The following is a 19,766-nucleotide window of genomic DNA, read 5'->3' on the forward strand; positions in this document are numbered from 1 at the left end:
AGCGGGCATTGCCAGCATAAGCAAGCGATACATTGGCTGCAGAGAGCCATCAGCGGCAACGATAGCGCCGCTCGATTTCAAACCACCGAATATCGAAACAATCCGGCCAGATCGGAAGCTGTCACAACCTGAATGGCCGCCATAACGAACGGCAAAAACAAGAGCTGCTTAAACGAGAAAAGCCCGGCGCGAGGCCGGGCTTTTCAATGAGTTATCCGAGGATCGGATTAGAACGAACGCTGCAGACGCAGGAAGCCGTCCCAACGATCGGCAGAGTCTGTGCCGGTGTCAACGTCGGTGTAGTTGACAGTTGCCTTGGCGGACAGGCCGGTGGTGATCTTGTAGTCGGCCGTTACGCCAACGCGCCATGCATCGCCATCATCAAAGTCGCCATCAACGAGCGTGATGTTATCCCAGTACTGAACACCGGGAGCGATGGTGAACTTGTCGGAAACAGCGATCGCGTATTCAGCACCGATGGTCCATTCGGAAGCATCGAAGTAACGGTTTTCACCGAAGGAATAAGCTGCGAAGACGCCGAGCGAGCCCGGACCGATTGCAGCCGTCAGCGTGGAAGCGAGAGCAGCATTTTCGCGGTCGAAGTCGTAACCGGCGAAGAAGTCGAGGGTGACGCCACCGAACTTGCCGGTGATGACGCCGTTGATGCCGATTTCATCCTGGCCACGACCGGTACCCGGAACGTCGTCCTTCCAGCCATCCTGCGAGTCGAAGGCATCAACCTGACCGTAGACGGAGAAAGCGCCGGCGTCGTAGGTGTAACGAATGCCGTTGTTCAGGGTGTCGCCACCGAAGCCACCGTTACCGAATGGTGCAGCGTCCGAAAGGACGGTTTCGCCCGGAAGTCCGGTATCGAAGTAGTTGTAGAAGTAACCGACGCGGAGGCCGCCAAGTTCGATGAAGGTTTCATCGAGGAAGAAGTCGTTATTGGCGACCGAATTGCTGTCGAAAGTACCATCCGGAGTGGTGATCGAATAGCTATTCGAAGAATTCGTGTTGGCTTCGAGCGTAATTGTAGCAGCCAGGGTACCGTATTCGGTATCCGACTTGGCGTCGAGAGTGATGTGACCACGGGTGTTGGTACGGTAACCAGCATCACCACCGAAATCGTCGTCGCTACGAGCGTCAACCTGGACGCGGACGTAACCGCCGATCTTAAGGCAAGTTTCAGTACCCGGAATGTAAAAATAGCCAGTTCCGAACGCGTCGCAAACGCGAACATATTCCAAAGGCTCAGGTTCGGCAGCGACGATCGCGTCAGCAGCCTGTGCAACGGTCACGCTAGCAAGCGCGGCGGTCGATGCGATGAGAAGGCTCGTGATTTTCATTGTGGGGTTCCCCGGTCAACTCTAGGCTTTACAACCATCAAGCTACATGCGCGCGGCGGGTGCTTACAAGCATTTCTGCATCTGTGAACGGCAAACATCAGGCAGTTGCGACGTGGTCGTTACTTATTTGTCACAAATTTGACGGGTATCCCAGACTTAAAGCCGCCTGTCCGTGCATGTGCATCGACTAATTCTTGCGAGAATTCCGCGCCCACACCCGAATCGACAGAAACAAAAAGCCCGGCGCGAGGCCGGGCTTTCCGTTCATATCTGAAAAATCAGATTAGAAAGAACGCTGCAGACGGAGGAAACCGTCCCAACGGTCGTCAGAAGCTACGCCGTTGTCAACGTCGGTGTAGTTGATGGTTGCCTTGGCAGCGAGGTTCGTGGTGATCTTGTAATCAGCCGTTACACCAACGCGCCATGCATCACCACCATCGAGATCGTTGCCGTCAAATGCGACGTTATCCCAGTACTGAGCGCCAGGAGCGATCGAGAACTTGTCGTTGAGCTTGATGGCGTATTCAGCGCCGATCGTCCACTCAGCTGCGTCAAAGTAACGGTTTGCACCGGTTGCGTAGGCAGCGAAGACGCCGAGCGAACCCGGGCCGATTGCAGCCGTCAGCGTGGAAGCGAATGCAGCTTCTTCAGAGTCGAAGTCGTAACCAGCGAAGAAGTCGAGGGTTACGCCGCCGAACTTGCCGGTGACAACGCCGTTGACGCCGATCTGATCGTCAGTGCCTGCATCGTCGGTCTTGAAGCCGGCCTGCGAGTTGAATGCGTCAACCTGACCGTAGAGCGAGAACGAACCTGCATCGTAGGTGTAACGAACAGAGTTGTTCAGCGTGTCGCCGCCGAGGCCACCGTTAGACCAAGGACCACCGTCGGAGAGAACGGTTTCGCCCGGAAGGCCGTTATCGAAGTAGTTGTAGAAGTAACCAACGCGGAGACCGCCGAGCTGCAGGTAGGTTTCTTCCAGATAGAAGTCGTTGTTAGCCTGCGAACCGCTGTACGTGCCTGCACCCGGGGTGCCAGCAGGAATAGTGATCGAATAGCCATTCGACGTATTGGTGTTAGCGCGGAGCGTGATCTTGGAAGCGAGCGTGCCGTATTCCGTGTCCGACTTAGCTTCAACAGCGATCTGGCCGCGGGTGTTGGTGCGGTAACCGCCGCTCTGACCATTCAGATCAAAGTCCGAACGGCCGTCAACCTGAACGCGGACGTAACCACCGATCTTGAGGCAGGTTTCGGTGCCCGGGATGTAGAAGTAGCCGGTGCCGAAAGCGTCGCAAACGCGAACGTATTCCAGCGGCTCGGGCTCAGCAGCCACGATCGCGTCGGCAGCCTGTGCGCCAGAAACTGCTGCGAGGGCAGCAGCGGAGCCGAGAAGAAGGCTCTTGATGTTCATTTTTGACCTCCAGTCAAAGTTACGTATGGGTCTAGGTCTTGATTTACCGAAGGACAAAAATTCCTTGGGCCCATCCCCGTGTTTGAAAGCTGACGAACCACCGCCGCGCTTCGAAGTTGAAAATACAAATCGCCGTGATGTGCGCAATGGCGAACTGGGGATGAGCGAGACTTTCAAGGCAGCTTCATAAAACCATGTTGCTGAAAGGACACAAAACCGCAGTTAGGGATCGTTAAAAATTTAGTTTTCGTTAAGAAAACAGTTTCATGACAGCAACTTAGGGATCGGTCACATAAGAACATATCGCGCTGCGGGAACGTTGCCGATGGGCAACACGCATAAGCAGCAGGCACTTCGTGCGTGCAAGCGAATGATACAATGATTTCATGAAGGATAATGGCGGAGAGGATGGGATTCGAACCCACGATACGCTTTTGACGTATACTCCCTTAGCAGGGGAGCGCCTTCGACCACTCGGCCACCTCTCCGGTGCGGCCTGATTATTGCGGATAAATCCCGAATGCAAGGTCTTTTAGCAAAAAGAGGCGTCGCAGGCTGGGGATGAACCCCAGCCGCAGCATTATTCCGGCTGATCGCGGGAGAATCAGACGCTCGCGCCCATCAATAACCTGAGCCTGCAGCACCGCCGCCCGGTCCACGGCCATAACGGCTGGCAAGGTTCTTCAACGTTGCGGCAAGTTCCGTCACGTCGGCACCGACGGCGACAAAGCTCGCACCGAGATCGAGATAACGGCGATTGAGGGTTTCGCTGAAGGTCAGGATGCCCGCCGGTTTGCCGGCGGCGATGATTCGGCCGATCGCCGATTCGATCACCTGCTGTACTTCGGGCGCCTCGATTCGGCCGATATATCCCAGATCAGCAGAGAGATCGGCCGGGCCGATAAAGACGCCATCGACACCATCCACCGCTGCGATTGCCTCGATATTGTCGATCGCCACTCTGGTTTCGGCCTGAACCAGTAGGCAGATTTCGCCGTCAGCCGTCTGGGCGTAGTCGGAAATGGCATTGAAGCCCGAGGCGCGCGCGACGGCGGCACCCAGCCCACGCGTGCCGCGTGGAGGATAACGCACCGCCTGAACCAGCGCTTTCGCCTGCTCGGGCGAATCGACCATGGGAATGAGAAGCGTCCGTGCGCCGGCATCAAGCAATTGCTTGATGAACCAGGTCTCGCTTGAGGGAGGGCGCACGACGGGTTCGACGGCAAAGGGTGCAAGCGCCCGCAACTGGGCGATGATGCTGCGCAGATCGTTCGGCCCATGCTCCGAATCGATGACGAGCCAGTCGAAGCCGGCGCTCGCCGCGATCTCGGCCGGAAGCGCCTCGCCGGTATTCAGCCAGAGGCCGATCTGCTGGCGGCCTGCGCTGATTGCAGCCTTGAAGTCATTCTTCGGTACCGGCATGTCTCCTCCTATGCCTTTTAATGTGAATATTGGCCCAACCTTCGGGGACCTTATAGAATCAGGACAGCAACAGCTTCAGATCGGTGGACGGATCGGCGAGCAGCGCCTTGTCGGGATTGATGCCGGTCTCCAGCATCTTCTTGCCCGTCACATAGGCCTTGGCGTCATTGACCGCATCGACGGCAATCAGCCTTCCCCCACGAAAATACCAGACGGATACCGCGCCTTCGCGGGCGCCGGGGCGCACCAGCGTTTCATCGTAACCGAGATTAAAGCCGGCGATCTGCAGCTTCACATCATACTGGTCGGACCAGAACCAGGGTTTCGGCACATAAGGTTCGCTGCCGCCGGCAAGTGTTGCGGCAACCGATTCGGCCTGGTCGACGGCGTTCTGTACCGATTCGAGACGAATGCGCCCCTCTTCCCACGGCAGTAGCGCGCAATCGCCCATGGCGAAGATCGATGGGTCTGAGGTGCGGGCGAACCTGTCGACGACGATGCCATTGCCGACATCGAGGCCGCAATCCTGCGCCAGCCGGTCGTTCGGGGTAACGCCGATGCCGACGATGACGAAATCCACATCGATGACCGAACCATCAGAGAGTTCCGCGGCGCGCAGCTTGTCGTCCTCGCCGATCAGGCGGGTGAGGCCCGTCTTTTCGCGAATCGCGACGCCGCGCTCGCTGTGGATGGCGCGCATGATGTCAGCGGTCTCTTTCGAAGCCACACGGGCGAGAATGCGGTCGGCCATCTCGATCAGCGTCACGTCGAGCCCGAGATGGCGTGCGACGGCTGCAGCCTCCAGCCCGATGTAACCGCCGCCGATGATCAGCAGGCGGCGGCCGGCCTTCATCTCCTCCGCCAGCCGGTCCGCATCGCGCTTGTCACGCACCGTATAGACGCCCTGCAACTCTCCGCCGATGCTGGCGGGCAAGGTGCGCGGGCTGGAACCGGTCGCCAAGGCCAGGGTTTCATATTCGAGGGTCGAACCATCCTGCATGCGGACGGTCTTTTTCTCGCGATCGATTTCTTCAACAAAAGTCGAGAGCCGGACGTCCACGTCGTTTTCGGCAAACCAGTTGTCCGGACGGAAAGTCAGGCGGTCGAAACTCATCTCGCCGAGCAGGTATTTCTTCGAGAGCGGCGGACGCTGGTAGGGATAGACCTCTTCGGCGCCGATCATCGTGATGGGCCGCGTATCCTTCAATGTCCGCAGTTTTGCCGCGAGCGCAAAGCCCGCCTGCCCTGCACCGACGATCACCAGCCTGCCTGTCACTTGCCCGCTCCATTCCGTTTCAATCACCTGAGGGAATAACACCTTGGGCGACGGCAAAGGGGTATCGTCGCGACGTCTGGCCGTCAACAACGCGACATTGTGTCCAATGCGCAGGAATGGAGCGGATCCAGACACCATAGATCGAGAAAAATTTACCAATCAACTTTAGACTGCATCAAAATTAGAGGAATAAAATCATATCCGTGGAGAGAACAAGGAGGAAAGCATGGCCCCATTGATGGACGGGACCGAAACCCAGGAACCGGCACACCTGCGCCGTGTCTTTGAAAAGTTCAGTATCGATAGACCCGGCAAGATCGTGCTGGTCGAACATCATCTCAGCACCAAGTCGAGCATTCGTTGCCTGATACGGACCATGTCGCTGCAGGGTGCGGAGCTTGAAGTGACCCCTCACATACCGGTGCCGACGCATTTCTTCCTCGCCATCCTCGGCATCCGCGACGAGATCGGCTGCACGGTCATGGCGCGAGAAGAGGAAAAGGTGACGGTCGGCTTCAACATGCTGATCAATCCGGAATTCCTGCACCACGTCATCCGGCTGAGCTTCGAGACCAGTCACTGAGGCGCATTCGACCGAGAAAAGCTGCCGCGTGTTTCTACTGCCGCGATTTTCGCCATCCGGCCGCGCGGGCGTCGGTTTCGGAGCAGAACCACCGTTCTCCGAATTCCGGGCGGATTTTCGTGTCGTCGTAAAAGATCTGGCCGGGCAGATGATAAATCCGTTCGCCGCTATCGATCGAAATATTGCCTTTGATACGACAGGACGGACTGACGTTTGCCTCTACGGCACGGCTGATGCCGGGCAAAAGCGAATGGCCGCCCGTGGCGAGAAAACTCGCGGATGCGGCTGCGATGACGATCACGGCGAATTTGCTCATACATCGATCATGCGCCGGAAAGATTGATTCTGCGCTTCAGAAATCTCTAAAATTGCACCGTTATCGCTTTGTAACTTAAAGTCGCATTCCGCAACAGCCCGATATGCGCTTGTCGGCGAATCATACCAGTGAAGGTCTGCGCGGGTGAGTTCCGGCCCTTGCGCGTCGGCGAAAGCTTTCTATTGTGACGCGGCTTTCAACCGGACTTTTCTGACATGACCGCATTTTCCCGCTTCACCCCGCTTGTCTCCTCCCTTCCGTCAACCGTGCCCTTTGTCGGGCCGGAGGCGCTGGAGCGAAAGAGCGGTTCTGCCGTCAAGGCGCGTATCGGCGCCAACGAAAACGGGTTTGGCCCGGCCCCTTCCGTGCTTGCCGCCATGACGGAAGCCGCAGCGGGGATCTGGAAATATGCGGATCCGGAAAATTTCGACCTCAAGGCAGCGCTTGCCGCACATCTGAAATGTCGTCCGGAAAACCTGGCGATCGGCGAAGGCGTCGACAGCCTGCTCGGCCAGATCGTGAGACTCGTCATCGATCCGGCGTCCAGCACGCCCATGCCGGTGGTGAATTCGTTCGGCGGGTATCCGACCTTCAATTTCCATGTCGCGGGATTTGGCGGCCGGCTGGTCACCGTTCCTTACGTCAACGACCGCGAAGACCTGAACGGATTGCTCGATGCGGTTCGCCGGGAAAATGCGCCGCTCGTCTATTTTGCTAATCCGGACAATCCGATGGGCAGCTGGTGGGAAGCCGATGAGGTCGTGGCCTTCGCAAGGGCGCTTCCGGAGACGACGCTGCTGGTGCTTGACGAGGCCTATTGCGAGACCGGCCCGGCCAGCGCTTTTCCCTCGATCGACGCGCTCATCGACATGCCGAACGTGGTGCGTACCCGCACCTTCTCCAAGGCTTACGGGATGGCCGGCGCCCGCGTCGGTTATGCGATCACGACGGAAGGGACAGCCAAGGCCTTCGACAAGATCCGCAACCATTTCGGCATGAACAGGATCGCGGTCGCGGGTGCCATCGCGGCGCTGAAGGATCAAGCCTATCTCGACGAGGTTGTCGCCAATATCAAGGCATCCCGCGAGCGGATAGCGGCAATCGCTGCAGCCAACGGACTGAGCGCCCTGCCATCGGCCACCAATTTCGTCGCCATCGATTGCGGGCGAGATGCAGCCTATGCCCGCGCCATCGTCGACGGACTGCTGCAACATGGCGTTTTCATCCGCATGCCGGGGGTCGAGCCGCTCAGCCGCTGCATTCGGATAAGCGCTGGCCCGGAGCCGGACATGGCTCTATTGGCGACAGCGCTGCCTTTGGTGCTAAAATCGCTTTAAAGGCCAAAGGCCGGGCACGAAAGCGCCCGGCCTTTTCATTTCTCGACGGCTTGCTGGCCGATATCAGACAACGCCGCCGTTGGTGTAGAGGGTCTGGCCGTTAACCCACCAGCCATCCGGGCTGCAGAGGAAGGCAACCATCGCGGCGATGTCCGACGGTTCGCCGATCCGGCCATGCGGCGTACGCTGGGCAAAACCCGCAACCTGTTCGTCCGTCTTGCCGTCGAGGAAGAGCGAAGTCGCGACCAGTCCGGGCGCAATCGCATTGACGGAGATTTTTCTCCCCGCCAGTTCCTTGGCAAGGATGTTGGCGTAGATTTCCATCGATCCCTTGCTTGCCGCATAAGGCCCGTAGGTCGGCGAGCGAAGCTGCACGATGCTCGACGAGGTGGCAATGATCCGGCCACCGTCACGCAACCGCCTGGCCGCTTCGCGCAGCGTATTGAAGCTGCCCTTCACATTGGTATCCACCATCGTATCGAAATCCTCGTCCGACATGTCGCGGAACGGGGCGAGATGCATCACACCGGCATTGGCGACCGCTACGTCCACGCCGCCGAATTCGCGCTCGGCAACGTCAAACAGACGACGCACCGCTGTTGGTTCACGGATATCCGCCTGTTCCCAGACGGCCTGACCGCCAGCGTTTTCGATATCCCGCACGACGGCGGTGGCAAGATCATGGTTGACCCGGCAATTGACGACGACCTTGAAACCGTCGGCGGCCAGGCGTTTTGCCGTTGCCGCACCAATTCCACGCGACGAGCCGGTGACGATCGCGACCTTGTTCGCCGTCTGGAACTGCTGAGCCTGCGCCGTGCCTGCTGCTGCTGCGGCCGCAGCCGCAGCGACGACGGCCGGTGCGATCGCTGCGGCAGACAGAATAGTCCGCCGCGAGAGAGCCGACTTCTGAGCTTTATCATCCATAAGAACCATCCTTCTGTGTTTAGCGCAGCCGGGTTCGTCACGGCGGAAAGGCTCCCGTCGGGTCATCGCGGCTGCATTCTTGATTTCACCACGCCCAAGAGCGAGCCGGCATTGCGCACCGCCATCTGCCTGTCGCGCCCAGCAGTGCCCGCTCACTTTTCTTGACTAACTCTCTTTTGGAAAGTAGGCACTTTCCGGTACCGTACATACCGGTGAGGAAGAAATGGGAAAACCGAACGAATCCGTGTTCACGGCCGAGGAACTTTTTCGTGCGCATTCCTACAAGGCGCGCGACTACCCAAAAAATGTCGAGCCCGGCGTCGAGGATGTCGTCAGACAAATGATCTCGGGCTTTGCCGACAAATGGACGGTGGTCATTCTCGACACGCTATGGGACCAGGGTACGCTGCGGTTTTCGGAACTCGCACGGCATGTGGAAGGCATCAGCCAGAAGATGCTGACTCAGACGCTGCGCCGGATGGAGCGCGACGGGCTGGTGATCCGCACGCTTTACCCATCGGTGCCGCCGAAGGTGGAGTACCGGCTTTCACCGCTCGGCCTGACGCTGGGCGCCGCCTTCTGCAATGTGTGGATATGGGCGGTGGAGAACCACGACGCGGTGCGCGAGGCACGTAATGTCTTCGACCAGAAGGACTGAAGACCACTCACCGGCACGCAGAAAACCGCGCCGGCCTTGTTTCTGCCGGTCGCGGTCGAAATTCTTGCGACATCCGAAGCGGAAGCGCCTTCCCTGTTCTCTTTTATCTCTCCGCCCTCTCGCGGGGCGGTGAAAATCTGTCGTGTTCGATGCTCAGAACATTTCCGAAGCAAAACCGGTTTCCATTCTCGCCGGAATTGCTCAGTGCACCGTCATCCATTCGCGAGCGGCGCGCAGCGCTTCGGCGAGCTGCATCTTGGTCAATTGCGGAGCCAGATCGGCGCGCAGTTCGGCGGCGCGGTCGGAGCCCTTGATTGCTGCGATGTTCAGCCACTTGTGGGCGGACACGAGGTCGACTTCGACCCCGCGGCCCGTTGCATACATCAGACCCATATCGCAGAAGACTTCTGCGCGGGCATCGCCACCCATGGTGGCCATTTCAGTCGTTGAAATTTCAAAGCGTGCCATCGGTATTGATCCCTGTTTAAAGACCTGGTTTTCTTCTGCCCTGTTCATCATCACCCTCCGGACCACCGTCTCATGCGGCTTTGTTGATCCATCGGGTCGGCGGTTTTTCCCGCTCGTTTTGATGAGCCCAATATGATCCCAAGGTTCGAAAATCCGACTAAAAAGAATGCTTAACTTGCGGAAAACAAAGTTCAAATGCTTCGTAAATTTGAGTTTTTGTTAAGCACCACAATGCCTGCGCGTTAAGGGTTTTCGACTTGTATTTACGAAGCGTTAGGATTTCGATCGAAACCCTTTGTTCAGCATGTTTCACGCTTGGTTTTCAGAAAGTGCGGCAGAGCAGAGGCAAACCGCAGGCACTCGCACGGGCAAAAGCAGGCATTTCGAACCTCTCTCCAACTTTACCTTTACGTGCAGGTAAGCTAATTTGAGCACCGGGCGGCGATTGCAGGAGGGCGATCGCATGCCGACAAGAACGATGATCTGAGGAGGGATCTCATGCTGAAGACTTTTGCCATGGCTGCGGCCTTGCTGATGAGCGCCACCGTGAGCCAAGCGGCCGAGCCGATCGAGGGTAACTGGAAGACCCAGAGCGGCTCGACCGCGGAGATCGGCAAATGCGGATCGGCCTATTGCGTGACGCTGAGGACCGGCAAACATGCCGGTAAGCAGATCGGCCTGATGTCCGGCACCGGCGCCGAATATTCCGGTGAGATCACTGACCCCGATACGGACAAGACCTATGCCGGTTCCGGGTCGGTTACCGGCAATACATTGAAGACGAAGGGCTGCGTGCTCAAGGTCTTGTGCAAGTCACAGACTTGGACCCGGCTCTAGACCAGCTTTTTGCCAATCGAAGCCGGCCGCGGGGCCGGCTTTTTCCTTAGTGGCGGCGCCCCAACCGGTTAATCACTCTGAACGGCAGATGAAACCGTCTCTCAGACTGCATACAGGAGAGTGCCTTTATTCTGCCCCCATTCAGCCAGGAACCACTTGAACCCTGGTCACAATCGGGAGCAGGATCATGACGACCATCGCACGCCGCCTGACCATCGTCACTTTGATGATGACGATCTTTGCATTTTCCTTCGCCGCTCTCGCCACCCACCCGTCAAAGCGCCCGCTGGGCTTCAACATCAGCACCGGGAGCATCTGCGTCTATTCCGACAGCGGCGATTGCGTCACGACGCTTTGAGCTTGGAGAGATCGCATCGAGGCGAAAAGAGTGGCTTTGATCGCCGTTTGATTGTCATGGAGTTCTCTCTATAATGGCTCATGAACACACGAATCTCTTCCCTTTCTCCGCTTTCCTTCATCAGCCCGAGCGCGGTGGAACCGCAGGTGTTCGACAATGCCGAAGAGGCCGTCGATGCCCTGACCGCGCTTTATGAGCGCAATACCAAATTTCTGATCGACGGGTTCAGTTCGCTGGCCAAGGGCGACGGCATCACCGGCCGTTACCGCGCCTGCTATCCGCAGGTGTCGATAGAAACGACTTCCTTTGGGCATGCAGACTCGCGGCTTTCCTACGGCCATGTCGCGGCACCGGGTGTCTATACGACGACCATCACCCATCCGAAGCTGTTCCGCCATTACCTGATCGAGCAGCTCGATCTGCTGATGCGCAACCACAGCATCCCAGTCACCGTGTCAGAATCGACGACACCGATCCCGCTGCATTTCGCTTTCGGCGAAGGCGCGCATGTGGAGGCTTCGGCCGGCAATGCAATGGCCGACATCCCGATGCGTGACCTGTTCGATACGCCGGACCTCAACAATACCGACGACCTGATCGCCAACGGCGAATACGAAGCGCCGGCCGGCGAGCCGGCACCGCTTGCGCCGTTTACCGCCCAGCGCATCGACTATTCGCTGGCCCGTCTCAGCCACTATACGGCGACCGGTGCCGAGCATTTCCAGAATTTCGTGCTGTTCACCAACTACCAGTTCTATATCGACGAATTCGCCGCCTGGGCACGCAAGCTGATGGCGGAAGGCGGCGATGGCTATACGGAATTCGTCGAGCCCGGCAATGTGGTGACACGTGCGGGCAACGACGCGCCGGAAACGGCCTTGATCACACGCATGCCGCAAATGCCGGCCTATCACCTGAAAAAGGGCGACCATTCCGGCATCACGCTGGTCAATATCGGTGTCGGACCTTCAAACGCCAAGACGATCACCGACCATATCGCCGTCCTCAGACCGCATGCCTGGCTGATGGTCGGTCATTGCGCCGGGTTGAGAAACAGCCAGCGGCTGGGCGACTACGTTCTTGCGCACGCCTATATGCGTGAAGATCACGTTCTGGACGACGACCTGCCGGTCTGGGTGCCGATCCCGGCGCTGGCCGAAGTGCAGCAGGCGCTCGAAAGTGCCGTCGAGGAAGTGACCGGTTACGAGGGTTTTGAGCTGAAACGGATCATGCGCACCGGCACCGTTGCGACGATCGACAACCGCAACTGGGAACTGCGCGATCAGGCAGGACCCGTGAAACGTCTCTCGCAGTCTCGCGCCATTGCACTCGACATGGAATCGGCAACGATCGCGGCCAACGGTTTCCGCTTCCGCGTGCCCTACGGAACGCTGCTTTGCGTCTCCGACCGACCGCTGCATGGCGAGTTGAAGCTGCCGGGCATGGCGACCGCGTTCTACCGCACGCAGGTCAGCCAGCATCTGCAGATCGGCATCCGCGCCGTACAGAAGCTCGCCGCCATGCCGACCGAGACCCTGCATTCACGCAAGCTCCGCAGCTTCTACGAGACCGCGTTCCAATGACGTTGTAGGTAGGCCTATCTTGGTGTATGATTTTCCACATTCATACACCAAGAGGCCGACATGCGCACCAATATCGAGTTGGATGACGATCTGATCGCCGAGGCCATGGAACTTGGCGGATTGAAGACGAAGAAGGCTGCCGTCGATCAGGCGCTTAAGGATTTCGTGCGGATCAAGAGGCAGCTGCGTGCAATCAACAATCTTGAAGGCATCGGCTGGGACGATGATCTCGAGACATCAAGAAGCAACTCCACTCGCTACGGAAACTGGGGTTTCCAGGAGGGTGAATGATCGTTGCGGACAGTTCCGTGTGGATTTCGCTTTTTCGGAAAGACAATAGCGAGGTCGCCTTAACGCTTAAATCGCTGATACCGCGCGGCGTCATTCTCCTCGGGGATATCATTTTGATGGAGGTGCTTCAGGGCGCGCGGGATATTCAACAGGCGCGCTGGATAGAGGAAAATCTTCAGAATTTCCCGGTGGTTTCGATGCTGTCTCCTGATTTGGCGATAAGGGCCGCATCGAACTATAGAACGCTGCGTGCACGCGGCTTCACAACCAGCAAAGCACCCGATCTCATCATCGGTACCTTTTGTATCGAGCACGGCCACAGCCTGTTGCAGCGAGACAAGGATTATCTTCCGATGGCCGAGCATCTCGGTCTCAGGCTGATCTGAGACCTTCGTGGCAGTTTACCGCTTCCCTCTCGCTGCAAACAGAGACAACGCGGTACCGATGAGCGAGGAGACGATGACCAGGAGGTGGGTGTTGACCGCCGCCTGGCCGAGTTCCTCCAGAGAAGCTCCCGTGGCGACCGCGCCGAAGGCGATAGCGCCGGCTGTGATGCCCGCCGGATAAGTTCCCACGCCGGCAGGTGCATGGACCGGCAGGACGGACGACAATTCACCACCCAGCGCCCCGCCGAAGCCCGCCGGGATCGGCAATGCTCCGAGCAGGCAGAGAACCCAGGCAAGCACGGCGATCTTGGTGAACCAATTGACCAGCGTTGCGCCCCATGCGCGGGCGAAGGCCTTCGTATCGACCGGCAAGCCGGCTTCGATCTCGGCCAGCAATTTTGCCGCCTTTGCCGGCAATATCCGTGCGGCAAACCGCAGCGCCACACCGCGTAGCGCAAAGCCGATTGCCGGCAGGATCAGGAAGCCGAGCCAGATTATCCACGCCCAGTGCATACCGATCGTACCGCTAGTCTCCAGCACCAGACCGATGCCGGCTGCCGCCAGAAGCGCATGCAGGTCGAAAAGCCGCATGACGAAGAGCGCTGCGGTTCCCCTTGCAAGCGAAAGGTCGAACTCGCGTTTCATCAGCAACGGAAAGCTCGCCTCACCCGAACGGAATGGAAGCATGATGTTCAGGAGATTGTGGACCTGGGTGAGACGCAACAATGTGCCGAAATGCCCGCCGGTTTCCTTCGGGAAGTAGTCATAGATACGCCAGGTCCGGAGCACATAGGTGCCCAGCAACGCGACAAGGGCGAGAAAGGCCGAGCCGAGACCGGCGCTTTCCCAGAGCGCCAGCACGCTGCTCCACCCCCAGACCCACTGTATGAATATCGCATAAAGGATGACGATACCGAGCGTCAGCAACGTCATCGCGTTTCGAATTATCCACGCTCTTTGGCTGGCAACGGAATAATTCTTCATATATCAGGAGCCCCAATGCGATAATTCCGGGTCTTTGCGGCGATGGCGGCACCAAAACGGCCGATTGCTTGAGCCCGCACTTCTAGGAGAATCACTTGGAGCGTACAACAGCAGAGTCGGTGAGCCTCCTTGTCGAGACGCCCAATCCGATCGAACTATCGCTGGTCGTACCGCTTTTCAACGAAGAGGAAAGCGTCGAGCCATTGATCGAACGGATCGTTGCCTCGATGGCCGGTTATTCCGCCAAGTGGGAGCTCATCCTCGTTGATGACGGCAGCACGGATGCCACGATCGCCAATGCCAGAACCGCGCTCAATCGTCCCGGCCTCGATCTGAAAATCGTCGCTCTGCAGCGCAATTTCGGCCAGACTGCCGCCATGCAGGCAGGCATCAACCAGGCCGAGGGCAGGCTTATCGCCACGCTCGACGGCGATCTGCAGAACGATCCGAAAGACATTCCGAACATGGTGGCGGAACTCGAGCGCCGCGAACTCGATCTGCTCGTCGGCTGGCGCAAGAACCGTCAGGATGGGTTGCTGCTACGCAAGGTGCCGTCCTTTATCGCCAACCGCCTGATCGGCCGCATCACCGGAGTGCGCCTGCACGACTACGGCTGTTCGCTGAAGATCTATCGCTCGACCGTCATCAAGCAGGTGAAGCTGATGGGCGAAATGCACCGCTTCATTCCCGCCTGGGTCGCCGGCGTCGTGCCTAGCTCGCGGATCGGCGAAATGCCGGTGACGCATCATGCGCGCCAGCATGGCGTTTCCAAATACGGGATCTCCCGCACGTTCCGGGTGATCCTCGATCTCCTGTCGGTGATGTTCTTCATGCGCTTCAAGGCGCGGCCGGGACATTTCTTCGGCTCGCTGGGGCTTGGGCTCGGCGCGATCTCGGCGCTGATCCTCTTCTACCTGTTCATCGACAAGTTCATCATGGGCAATGACATCGGCACACGGCCGCTGTTCCTGATCGGCGTGATGCTGTTCCTGTCCGCCGTGCAGATGATCACCACCGGCATTCTAGCCGAAATGATTGCCCGAACCTATTACCGCGAGGATACGGCTCTCAGCTATATCGTCAGGGAAGTCTATCAGACCGATGCGCCGGCTGCGTGACGCCTTTATCGCAAAGCCGGAGCGTGTTCTCTGGCTGATCGCGGCCTACTGCGTGGCCGCGATCGTGCTGCGGCTATTGCGCACCGAAGGTTTGCAGGCCGACGAGTCCGAGCAGATCGTGATGTCGCAGTTCCTGCTCTTGGGCTACGGACGGCAGCCGCCCTTCTACAACTGGCTTCAATATGGCGTCATCCATCTGATCGGTCCTTCGATCTTCGCGCTGACGCTGCTGAAGAACAGCCTGCTTTTCCTCTGTTGCCTGTTTGTCGGCCTTGCTGTCAGACAGGTCAGTGAACGGAAAGAGGTTGCCGCCGCCGCCATGCTCGGCGTCTTGTCGCTGCCGGCCGTATCCGTGCTGGCGCAGCGTGACCTCAGCCACGCGGTTGCCCTGCTTTTCTGCGTCTCGCTGTTCTTTTACGGCTTCCTTGGTGCGCTCAAGCGCCCTGCACTGTGGCGATATGCGCTGACCGGATTTGCAATCGGCATCGGCTTGATCTCAAAATACAATTTCATCGTCGTGCCGATCGCCGCCATCCTCGCCATTCTGCCCGAAAAGGAACTGCGCCTCCGCCTGCTCGATCGCCGGTTGATCACGACGATAGTGATCGCCGGTCTGATCTGCCTGCCGCATGCCCTCTGGTTCTTCGGTAATATCGACGCCGCGACCGAGGGCACGATCGACGAGATGCGCGACGATCCCACCGGCCATTTTCTGGTTGATCGTCTGGATGGCATCGCGACGTTGATCGGTGCTGCCATAAAGGGTGCCCTTCCGCTGGTCATCTTCATGGCGATCGCCTTCGGCCGCGAACTATGGGCCAGCCGGCAGACGGAAACGATCTGGACCCGCGTGACGGGGCGCATGTTTCTCCTGTGCCTGCTGATCGTCGGCCTGATTTCGTTCGGCTTGGGCGCGACGACGATCAGCCAGAAATGGCTGTCACCCTTCCTGCTGATCCTGCCGGTTTATCTCTGTCTCAAAATCGAGGCGGCGGGAGGTTTTGTCCGACGTCCAAACGGTGTCGCAGTATTAGCTCTACCGGCTTCGCTGCTTGCTTTCGGGTTCCTGCTCTACCTGATGGCCGGCAATGTGCTCGCACCACTTCACGGCCGATACCAGAAGGACAGTTTCCCTTCCATGCCCTTCGTTCGCCAAGTGCTTGCGGAGGCTGAGAAAGACAACCGTCCTGACGTCATCGTTGCTGACGGCATGACTCTGGCTGCCGGTGCACGTATCACCGCCCCCGATATCCCGACCGCACTGCCCGGCTTCAGGCGCTCTTCCGTCTTTATCGCTCCGCAAGGCCGGATGCTGGTGATCTGGAATGGGGCAGGCGGCCCCGAATTGCCACACAAGCTTGGGGAATTTCTTCGCTCGAATGGCATCGACACGGCAGCGCTTGTCGCCAAGACGACCGAAGTCGCTTACCCGTTCACGGGCGGACGTGATACGGAGCGATTCAATTACGCCTGGACCGTACGTCCGTAGGACCGCGACCCAAGGACCACAAGCACCTATTGCCGGAGATAATCTTGCCGAAAAATTCCTCTCCATTGCGTGCGCATGGAACGCCAGTTATCGCCGACCGGCTTGGCGCCGGACAGACACTCGTGCTGGTGCTTGCCGCCTATTTTATCATTCATGTCATCGTGCGTTTCGTGCTGCCGCATGGACTGGAACTCGACGAGGCAGAGCAGGTCAACCTGTCGCAATGGCTGCTGGCGGGGTATGGCGCACAGCCGCCTTTCTATAACTGGCTGCAGCACGGCGCGATCCAGATCTTCGGCATGTCGCTCGTCACGCTGTCGGGACTGAAAGGGCTGCTGCTCTTCTTGTCCTATATGCTCTATTATCTTGCCGCGCGGCAGGTGCTGGAAGACAAGCGGCTTGCGGTCGTCGCCGCACTCGGGCTTCTGACCATCCCGCAGATCTCGTTCGAGGCGCAACGCGATCTCTCACACACGGTCGCCGCCATTTTCGGCTCGTCGTTCTTCCTCTACGCCCTGCTCAGGGTCGTCTCCAGGCCATCGTTCGTGGCGTTCCTGCTGTTCGGTATCGCAACCGGCATTGGCGGCATCACCAAATACAATTTCGCCATCCTGCCGATTGCCGCCGGGCTTGCGGTACTAATGGACCGGGACATGCGCCGGACCGTGCTTTCCTGGAAGCTGCTGCCGGCAGCGATGCTTGCAGCGGCAATCGTTACGCCACATGCGCTTTGGCTTCTCGACAATTTCAAGGACGCGAGCCAGGGAACGCTGAAAAAGCTTGGCGGCGAAGACGCCGGCCTGCTCGGCGGCATCGCGCAGGGGTTGGGCTCGCTGACCGTCGGCTTCTTCAGCTTTTTCGGCATCACCATCATCATCTTCGCGCTGGTTTATCGCGAGCATCTGAAAGCTGTGATAAAAGCCAACAGCCGCTGGACGCTGTTCGTCGGACGCATTCTCATCCTGTCGCTCGTATTGATCGTGCTGATGATCCTGTTTGCCGGCTTCGAAAACGTGAGGGACCGCTGGCTGACACCTGTGCTTCTGGCGGGACCGCTTTACATCGCGCTGAAGGTGGATGCCGCGAAAATTCCGCTCGCCGTCGGTCTCAAACGTATCTGGACCGTGGCGGCGATTATCATGGTCATCATTCCGGCGGCGCTTGCCACCCGTTCGAATCTGGGGCGGTTTACCGGCAACTACGCGTATACGAACATCCCGTTCCCGATGCTTGCGAAGACGGTTGCCGAAAAGGCTGCTGGCGCCAATACCCTCATCGTTGCCAGTGACGGACAACTGGGCGGCAACATGCATTTCAACCTGCCCAACCTGCCGGTGACGGTAACCCCGCCACCGTTGACGATTGAGAGCCGTCCGCTCGACGGGTTCAACCGGATCGTCTTCGTCTGGCGGCGGAAGGACGGAAGTCCCCCGCCCGGATTCGGCGAGGTGTTTGCCGACTATCTGCGCGAAAATGGCATCGATACGTTGCCTCAGGACACGGCGATCGTCGGTTATCCCTATGCGTGGGGCCGACCTGCGGACCAGTACCGATTCGCCTATGCGGTGATGGATCTCAAGAGGTAGGCGAAATCTATTCCTTCACCGTGTCGCGCAGGTGATCGAGCGCGGCACGGAGTTTTTCGGCCACTTCGTCGACCTCCGAACGGCTGATCGTCAGGGCTGGCGAGGCCAGCATGCGGTCGCCGGTGGCGCGCATGATCAGGCCGTTTTCGACGCAGTGATTGCGCACCAGAGAGCCGATATCGTCGGGTTTTGCATAACGGCGGCGAGTGGATTTGTCGGAGCTAAGTTGCAGGCCTCCGATCAGGCCGACGTTTTCCGCTTGGCCGACGACCTCGTGATCCTCCAGGCTTTTCCACGCGGCGGCGAAATAAGGACCGATGTCGTCGCGGACGCGCTCCACCAGCCCCTCCTCCTCGATGATCCGCAGGTTTTCGAGCGCTGCGGCGGCGGCCACCGGATGGCCGGAATAGGTGTAGCCGTGGGCGAAATCACCGAATTCGTTGATCATTACCTCGGCGACGCGATCACTCACGAGCACGCCGCCGATCGGCAGGTAACCGGAGGACAGACCTTTGGCTATGGGCGCCAGATCCGGCTCGACGCCAAAATGCTGGTAACCGAACCAGGAACCAAGGCGGCCGAAACCGCAGATGACTTCGTCGGAAATCAGCAAAATGTTGCGGGCTTTGCAGATGCGGGCAATTTCCGGCCAGTAGGTATCCGGCGGGATGATCACGCCACCGGCACCCTGGATCGGCTCTGCGACAAAGGCGGCAACGCGGTCCTCGCCGAGTTCGTCGATCTTGGCGTCGAGTTCGCGGGCCATTTTCAGGCCGAATTCGGCAGGCGTCAGATCGCCGCCATCGGCATACCAGTAGGGCTGGCCGACATGGTGGACGCCTTCGATCGGCAGATTGCCCTGCTCGTGCATATGCTTCATGCCGCCGAGCGAGGCTCCGGCGACGGTCGAGCCGTGATAGGCGTTCTTGCGGGCGATGATTTGGATCTTTTCCGGCTTGCCCAGTGCTTTCCAGTAGACTCGGGCGATGCGGAACCAGGTGTCGGTGGCTTCCGAGCCGGAATTGGTGAAGAAGACGTGGTTCATCTTGCCGCCGGTCTTCGAAGCGATCTTCTGGGCGAGCAACGTCGCCGGCGGCGTCGTGGTGCCGAAGAAGGTGTTGTAATAGGGCAGCTCCTGCATCTGCCTGTAGGCCGCTTCGGCAATCGACTTGCGGCCATAACCGACATTGACGCACCAGAGGCCGGCAAAGGCATCGAGATATTTCTTGCCCGTCGAATCGAAGATGTGGACGCCTTCGGCACGCTCGATGATGCGCGTGCCCTTGGCGTTCAACTCCTTCATGTCGGAGAAGGGATGAAGATGATGGGCGGCGTCGATGGCTGCAAGATTGGAAATGGCCGGCTTGTCGTTCATCGCGTCCCTGCTCCTCAG

20 protein-coding genes and 1 tRNA gene are annotated in these 19,766 nt (G+C 58.8%); 11 read left to right on the top strand and 10 right to left on the bottom strand.

Going from position 1 to position 19,766, the window contains the following annotated elements; all coding sequences use genetic code 11:
* Nucleotides 1–227: 227 nt before the first annotated feature.
* From FHP24_RS04850 to FHP24_RS04870, 5 genes are all read right to left on the bottom strand, one after another.
* Complete coding sequence (locus FHP24_RS04850; RefSeq protein WP_139673599.1) at nucleotides 228–1,346, bottom strand: porin; 1,119 nt, start codon at nucleotides 1,344–1,346, stop codon at nucleotides 228–230.
* A gap of 283 nt (nucleotides 1,347–1,629) precedes the next feature.
* Nucleotides 1,630–2,754 carry a porin gene (locus FHP24_RS04855; protein WP_139673602.1) on the bottom strand — a complete coding sequence of 375 codons (1,125 nt, stop codon included), beginning with the start codon at nucleotides 2,752–2,754 and terminating at the stop codon, nucleotides 1,630–1,632.
* 397 nt (nucleotides 2,755–3,151) lie between these two features.
* Nucleotides 3,152–3,242 (bottom strand) — tRNA-Ser (locus FHP24_RS04860).
* Between the two features lie 133 nt (nucleotides 3,243–3,375).
* Nucleotides 3,376–4,176, bottom strand: a complete 801-nt coding sequence (locus FHP24_RS04865; protein WP_139673605.1) for an aldolase/citrate lyase family protein — start codon at nucleotides 4,174–4,176, stop codon at nucleotides 3,376–3,378.
* Between the two features lie 58 nt (nucleotides 4,177–4,234).
* Nucleotides 4,235–5,452 carry an NAD(P)/FAD-dependent oxidoreductase gene (locus FHP24_RS04870; protein ID WP_139673608.1) on the bottom strand — a complete coding sequence of 406 codons (1,218 nt, stop codon included), beginning with the start codon at nucleotides 5,450–5,452 and terminating at the stop codon, nucleotides 4,235–4,237.
* Between the two features lie 226 nt (nucleotides 5,453–5,678).
* Between FHP24_RS04870 and FHP24_RS04875 the strand changes: the two genes are divergently transcribed.
* The gene (locus FHP24_RS04875; RefSeq protein WP_246091604.1) at nucleotides 5,679–6,035 is read left to right on the top strand and encodes a hypothetical protein; all 357 of its coding nucleotides are present in this window, start codon (nucleotides 5,679–5,681) and stop codon (nucleotides 6,033–6,035) included.
* A gap of 34 nt (nucleotides 6,036–6,069) precedes the next feature.
* On the opposite strand, the gene FHP24_RS04880 is transcribed toward FHP24_RS04875, so the two are convergent.
* A complete protein-coding gene (locus FHP24_RS04880; RefSeq protein ID WP_139673611.1) occupies nucleotides 6,070–6,351 on the bottom strand; it encodes a sunset domain-containing protein in 282 nt (93 codons plus the stop codon).
* Between the two features lie 215 nt (nucleotides 6,352–6,566).
* On the opposite strand from FHP24_RS04880, the gene FHP24_RS04885 reads away from it, so the two are divergent.
* Nucleotides 6,567–7,688, top strand: coding sequence for a pyridoxal phosphate-dependent aminotransferase (locus tag FHP24_RS04885; protein WP_139673613.1), 1,122 nt, complete (start codon nucleotides 6,567–6,569; stop codon nucleotides 7,686–7,688).
* A gap of 63 nt (nucleotides 7,689–7,751) precedes the next feature.
* On the opposite strand, the gene FHP24_RS04890 is transcribed toward FHP24_RS04885, so the two are convergent.
* A complete protein-coding gene (locus tag FHP24_RS04890) occupies nucleotides 7,752–8,615 on the bottom strand; it encodes an SDR family oxidoreductase (protein ID WP_394344594.1) in 864 nt (287 codons plus the stop codon).
* 223 nt (nucleotides 8,616–8,838) lie between these two features.
* Here FHP24_RS04890 and FHP24_RS04895 point away from each other — a divergent pair, with 223 nt between their 5' ends.
* Nucleotides 8,839–9,273, top strand: a complete 435-nt coding sequence (locus FHP24_RS04895; RefSeq protein ID WP_139673619.1) for a winged helix-turn-helix transcriptional regulator — start codon at nucleotides 8,839–8,841, stop codon at nucleotides 9,271–9,273.
* Nucleotides 9,274–9,474: 201 nt separating this feature from the next.
* Here the strand turns inward: FHP24_RS04895 and FHP24_RS04900 are convergent, their stop codons facing one another.
* Nucleotides 9,475–9,741, bottom strand: coding sequence for a sel1 repeat family protein (locus FHP24_RS04900; protein WP_139676136.1), 267 nt, complete (start codon nucleotides 9,739–9,741; stop codon nucleotides 9,475–9,477).
* 498 nt (nucleotides 9,742–10,239) lie between these two features.
* Here FHP24_RS04900 and FHP24_RS04905 point away from each other — a divergent pair, with 498 nt between their 5' ends.
* From FHP24_RS04905 to vapC, 5 genes are all read left to right on the top strand, one after another.
* Nucleotides 10,240–10,578, top strand: a complete 339-nt coding sequence (locus FHP24_RS04905; protein ID WP_139673623.1) for a DUF2147 domain-containing protein — start codon at nucleotides 10,240–10,242, stop codon at nucleotides 10,576–10,578.
* A 187-nt stretch (nucleotides 10,579–10,765) separates the two neighbouring features.
* Nucleotides 10,766–10,936 carry a hypothetical protein gene (locus tag FHP24_RS28640; RefSeq protein ID WP_180355892.1) on the top strand — a complete coding sequence of 57 codons (171 nt, stop codon included), beginning with the start codon at nucleotides 10,766–10,768 and terminating at the stop codon, nucleotides 10,934–10,936.
* Nucleotides 10,937–11,016: 80 nt separating this feature from the next.
* Complete coding sequence (amn, locus tag FHP24_RS04910) at nucleotides 11,017–12,519, top strand: AMP nucleosidase (protein ID WP_139673626.1); 1,503 nt, start codon at nucleotides 11,017–11,019, stop codon at nucleotides 12,517–12,519.
* Between the two features lie 60 nt (nucleotides 12,520–12,579).
* Entirely contained in the window at nucleotides 12,580–12,810 is a 231-nt protein-coding gene (locus tag FHP24_RS04915; RefSeq protein WP_139673630.1) for a type II toxin-antitoxin system VapB family antitoxin, read from the top strand.
* Nucleotides 12,807–13,196 carry a type II toxin-antitoxin system VapC family toxin gene (gene vapC, locus FHP24_RS04920; RefSeq protein ID WP_139673634.1) on the top strand — a complete coding sequence of 130 codons (390 nt, stop codon included), beginning with the start codon at nucleotides 12,807–12,809 and terminating at the stop codon, nucleotides 13,194–13,196. Before FHP24_RS04915 ends, vapC begins: the two co-directional genes overlap by 4 nt.
* A gap of 15 nt (nucleotides 13,197–13,211) precedes the next feature.
* On the opposite strand, the gene FHP24_RS04925 is transcribed toward vapC, so the two are convergent.
* Nucleotides 13,212–14,180 carry a lysylphosphatidylglycerol synthase transmembrane domain-containing protein gene (locus FHP24_RS04925; protein WP_139673637.1) on the bottom strand — a complete coding sequence of 323 codons (969 nt, stop codon included), beginning with the start codon at nucleotides 14,178–14,180 and terminating at the stop codon, nucleotides 13,212–13,214.
* 95 nt (nucleotides 14,181–14,275) lie between these two features.
* Here FHP24_RS04925 and FHP24_RS04930 point away from each other — a divergent pair, with 95 nt between their 5' ends.
* From FHP24_RS04930 to FHP24_RS04940, 3 genes are read left to right on the top strand one after another with little or no spacing between them, the layout of a single operon-like run.
* Complete coding sequence (locus tag FHP24_RS04930) at nucleotides 14,276–15,298, top strand: glycosyltransferase family 2 protein (protein WP_139673641.1); 1,023 nt, start codon at nucleotides 14,276–14,278, stop codon at nucleotides 15,296–15,298.
* Nucleotides 15,282–16,787, top strand: a complete 1,506-nt coding sequence (locus FHP24_RS04935) for an ArnT family glycosyltransferase (RefSeq protein WP_139673645.1) — start codon at nucleotides 15,282–15,284, stop codon at nucleotides 16,785–16,787. Before FHP24_RS04930 ends, FHP24_RS04935 begins: the two co-directional genes overlap by 17 nt.
* Before the next feature lie 44 nt (nucleotides 16,788–16,831).
* A complete protein-coding gene (locus FHP24_RS04940) occupies nucleotides 16,832–18,373 on the top strand; it encodes a glycosyltransferase family 39 protein (RefSeq protein WP_180355893.1) in 1,542 nt (513 codons plus the stop codon).
* A gap of 7 nt (nucleotides 18,374–18,380) precedes the next feature.
* Here FHP24_RS04940 and FHP24_RS04945 read toward each other — a convergent pair whose 3' ends face one another.
* Nucleotides 18,381–19,748, bottom strand: a complete 1,368-nt coding sequence (locus FHP24_RS04945) for an aspartate aminotransferase family protein (protein ID WP_139673652.1) — start codon at nucleotides 19,746–19,748, stop codon at nucleotides 18,381–18,383.
* Nucleotides 19,749–19,766 lie beyond the last annotated feature (18 nt).

This window comes from Aliirhizobium smilacinae (genome assembly GCF_006335145.1).
GTDB lineage: Bacteria > Pseudomonadota > Alphaproteobacteria > Rhizobiales > Rhizobiaceae > Neorhizobium > Neorhizobium smilacinae.

Excerpts from the sequence above, each read along its gene's own strand:
- FHP24_RS04895 (WP_139673619.1), top strand. The coding sequence starts at position 8,839 with ATGGGAAAACCGAACGAATCCGTGTTCACGGCCGAGGAACTTTTTCGT.
- FHP24_RS04875 (WP_246091604.1), top strand. The coding sequence starts at position 5,679 with ATGGCCCCATTGATGGACGGGACCGAAACCCAGGAACCGGCACACCTG.
- FHP24_RS04915 (WP_139673630.1), top strand. The coding sequence starts at position 12,580 with ATGCGCACCAATATCGAGTTGGATGACGATCTGATCGCCGAGGCCATG.
- FHP24_RS04900 (WP_139676136.1), bottom strand. The coding sequence starts at position 9,741 with ATGGCACGCTTTGAAATTTCAACGACTGAAATGGCCACCATGGGTGGC.
- FHP24_RS04935 (WP_139673645.1), top strand. The coding sequence starts at position 15,282 with ATGCGCCGGCTGCGTGACGCCTTTATCGCAAAGCCGGAGCGTGTTCTC.
- amn (WP_139673626.1), top strand. The coding sequence starts at position 11,017 with ATGAACACACGAATCTCTTCCCTTTCTCCGCTTTCCTTCATCAGCCCG.
- FHP24_RS04850 (WP_139673599.1), bottom strand. The coding sequence starts at position 1,346 with ATGAAAATCACGAGCCTTCTCATCGCATCGACCGCCGCGCTTGCTAGC.
- FHP24_RS04865 (WP_139673605.1), bottom strand. The coding sequence starts at position 4,176 with ATGCCGGTACCGAAGAATGACTTCAAGGCTGCAATCAGCGCAGGCCGC.
- FHP24_RS04925 (WP_139673637.1), bottom strand. The coding sequence starts at position 14,180 with ATGAAGAATTATTCCGTTGCCAGCCAAAGAGCGTGGATAATTCGAAAC.
- FHP24_RS28640 (WP_180355892.1), top strand. The coding sequence starts at position 10,766 with ATGACGACCATCGCACGCCGCCTGACCATCGTCACTTTGATGATGACG.
- vapC (WP_139673634.1), top strand. The coding sequence starts at position 12,807 with ATGATCGTTGCGGACAGTTCCGTGTGGATTTCGCTTTTTCGGAAAGAC.
- FHP24_RS04945 (WP_139673652.1), bottom strand. The coding sequence starts at position 19,748 with ATGAACGACAAGCCGGCCATTTCCAATCTTGCAGCCATCGACGCCGCC.
- FHP24_RS04885 (WP_139673613.1), top strand. The coding sequence starts at position 6,567 with ATGACCGCATTTTCCCGCTTCACCCCGCTTGTCTCCTCCCTTCCGTCA.
- FHP24_RS04880 (WP_139673611.1), bottom strand. The coding sequence starts at position 6,351 with ATGAGCAAATTCGCCGTGATCGTCATCGCAGCCGCATCCGCGAGTTTT.
- FHP24_RS04855 (WP_139673602.1), bottom strand. The coding sequence starts at position 2,754 with ATGAACATCAAGAGCCTTCTTCTCGGCTCCGCTGCTGCCCTCGCAGCA.
- FHP24_RS04890 (WP_394344594.1), bottom strand. The coding sequence starts at position 8,615 with ATGGATGATAAAGCTCAGAAGTCGGCTCTCTCGCGGCGGACTATTCTG.
- FHP24_RS04905 (WP_139673623.1), top strand. The coding sequence starts at position 10,240 with ATGCTGAAGACTTTTGCCATGGCTGCGGCCTTGCTGATGAGCGCCACC.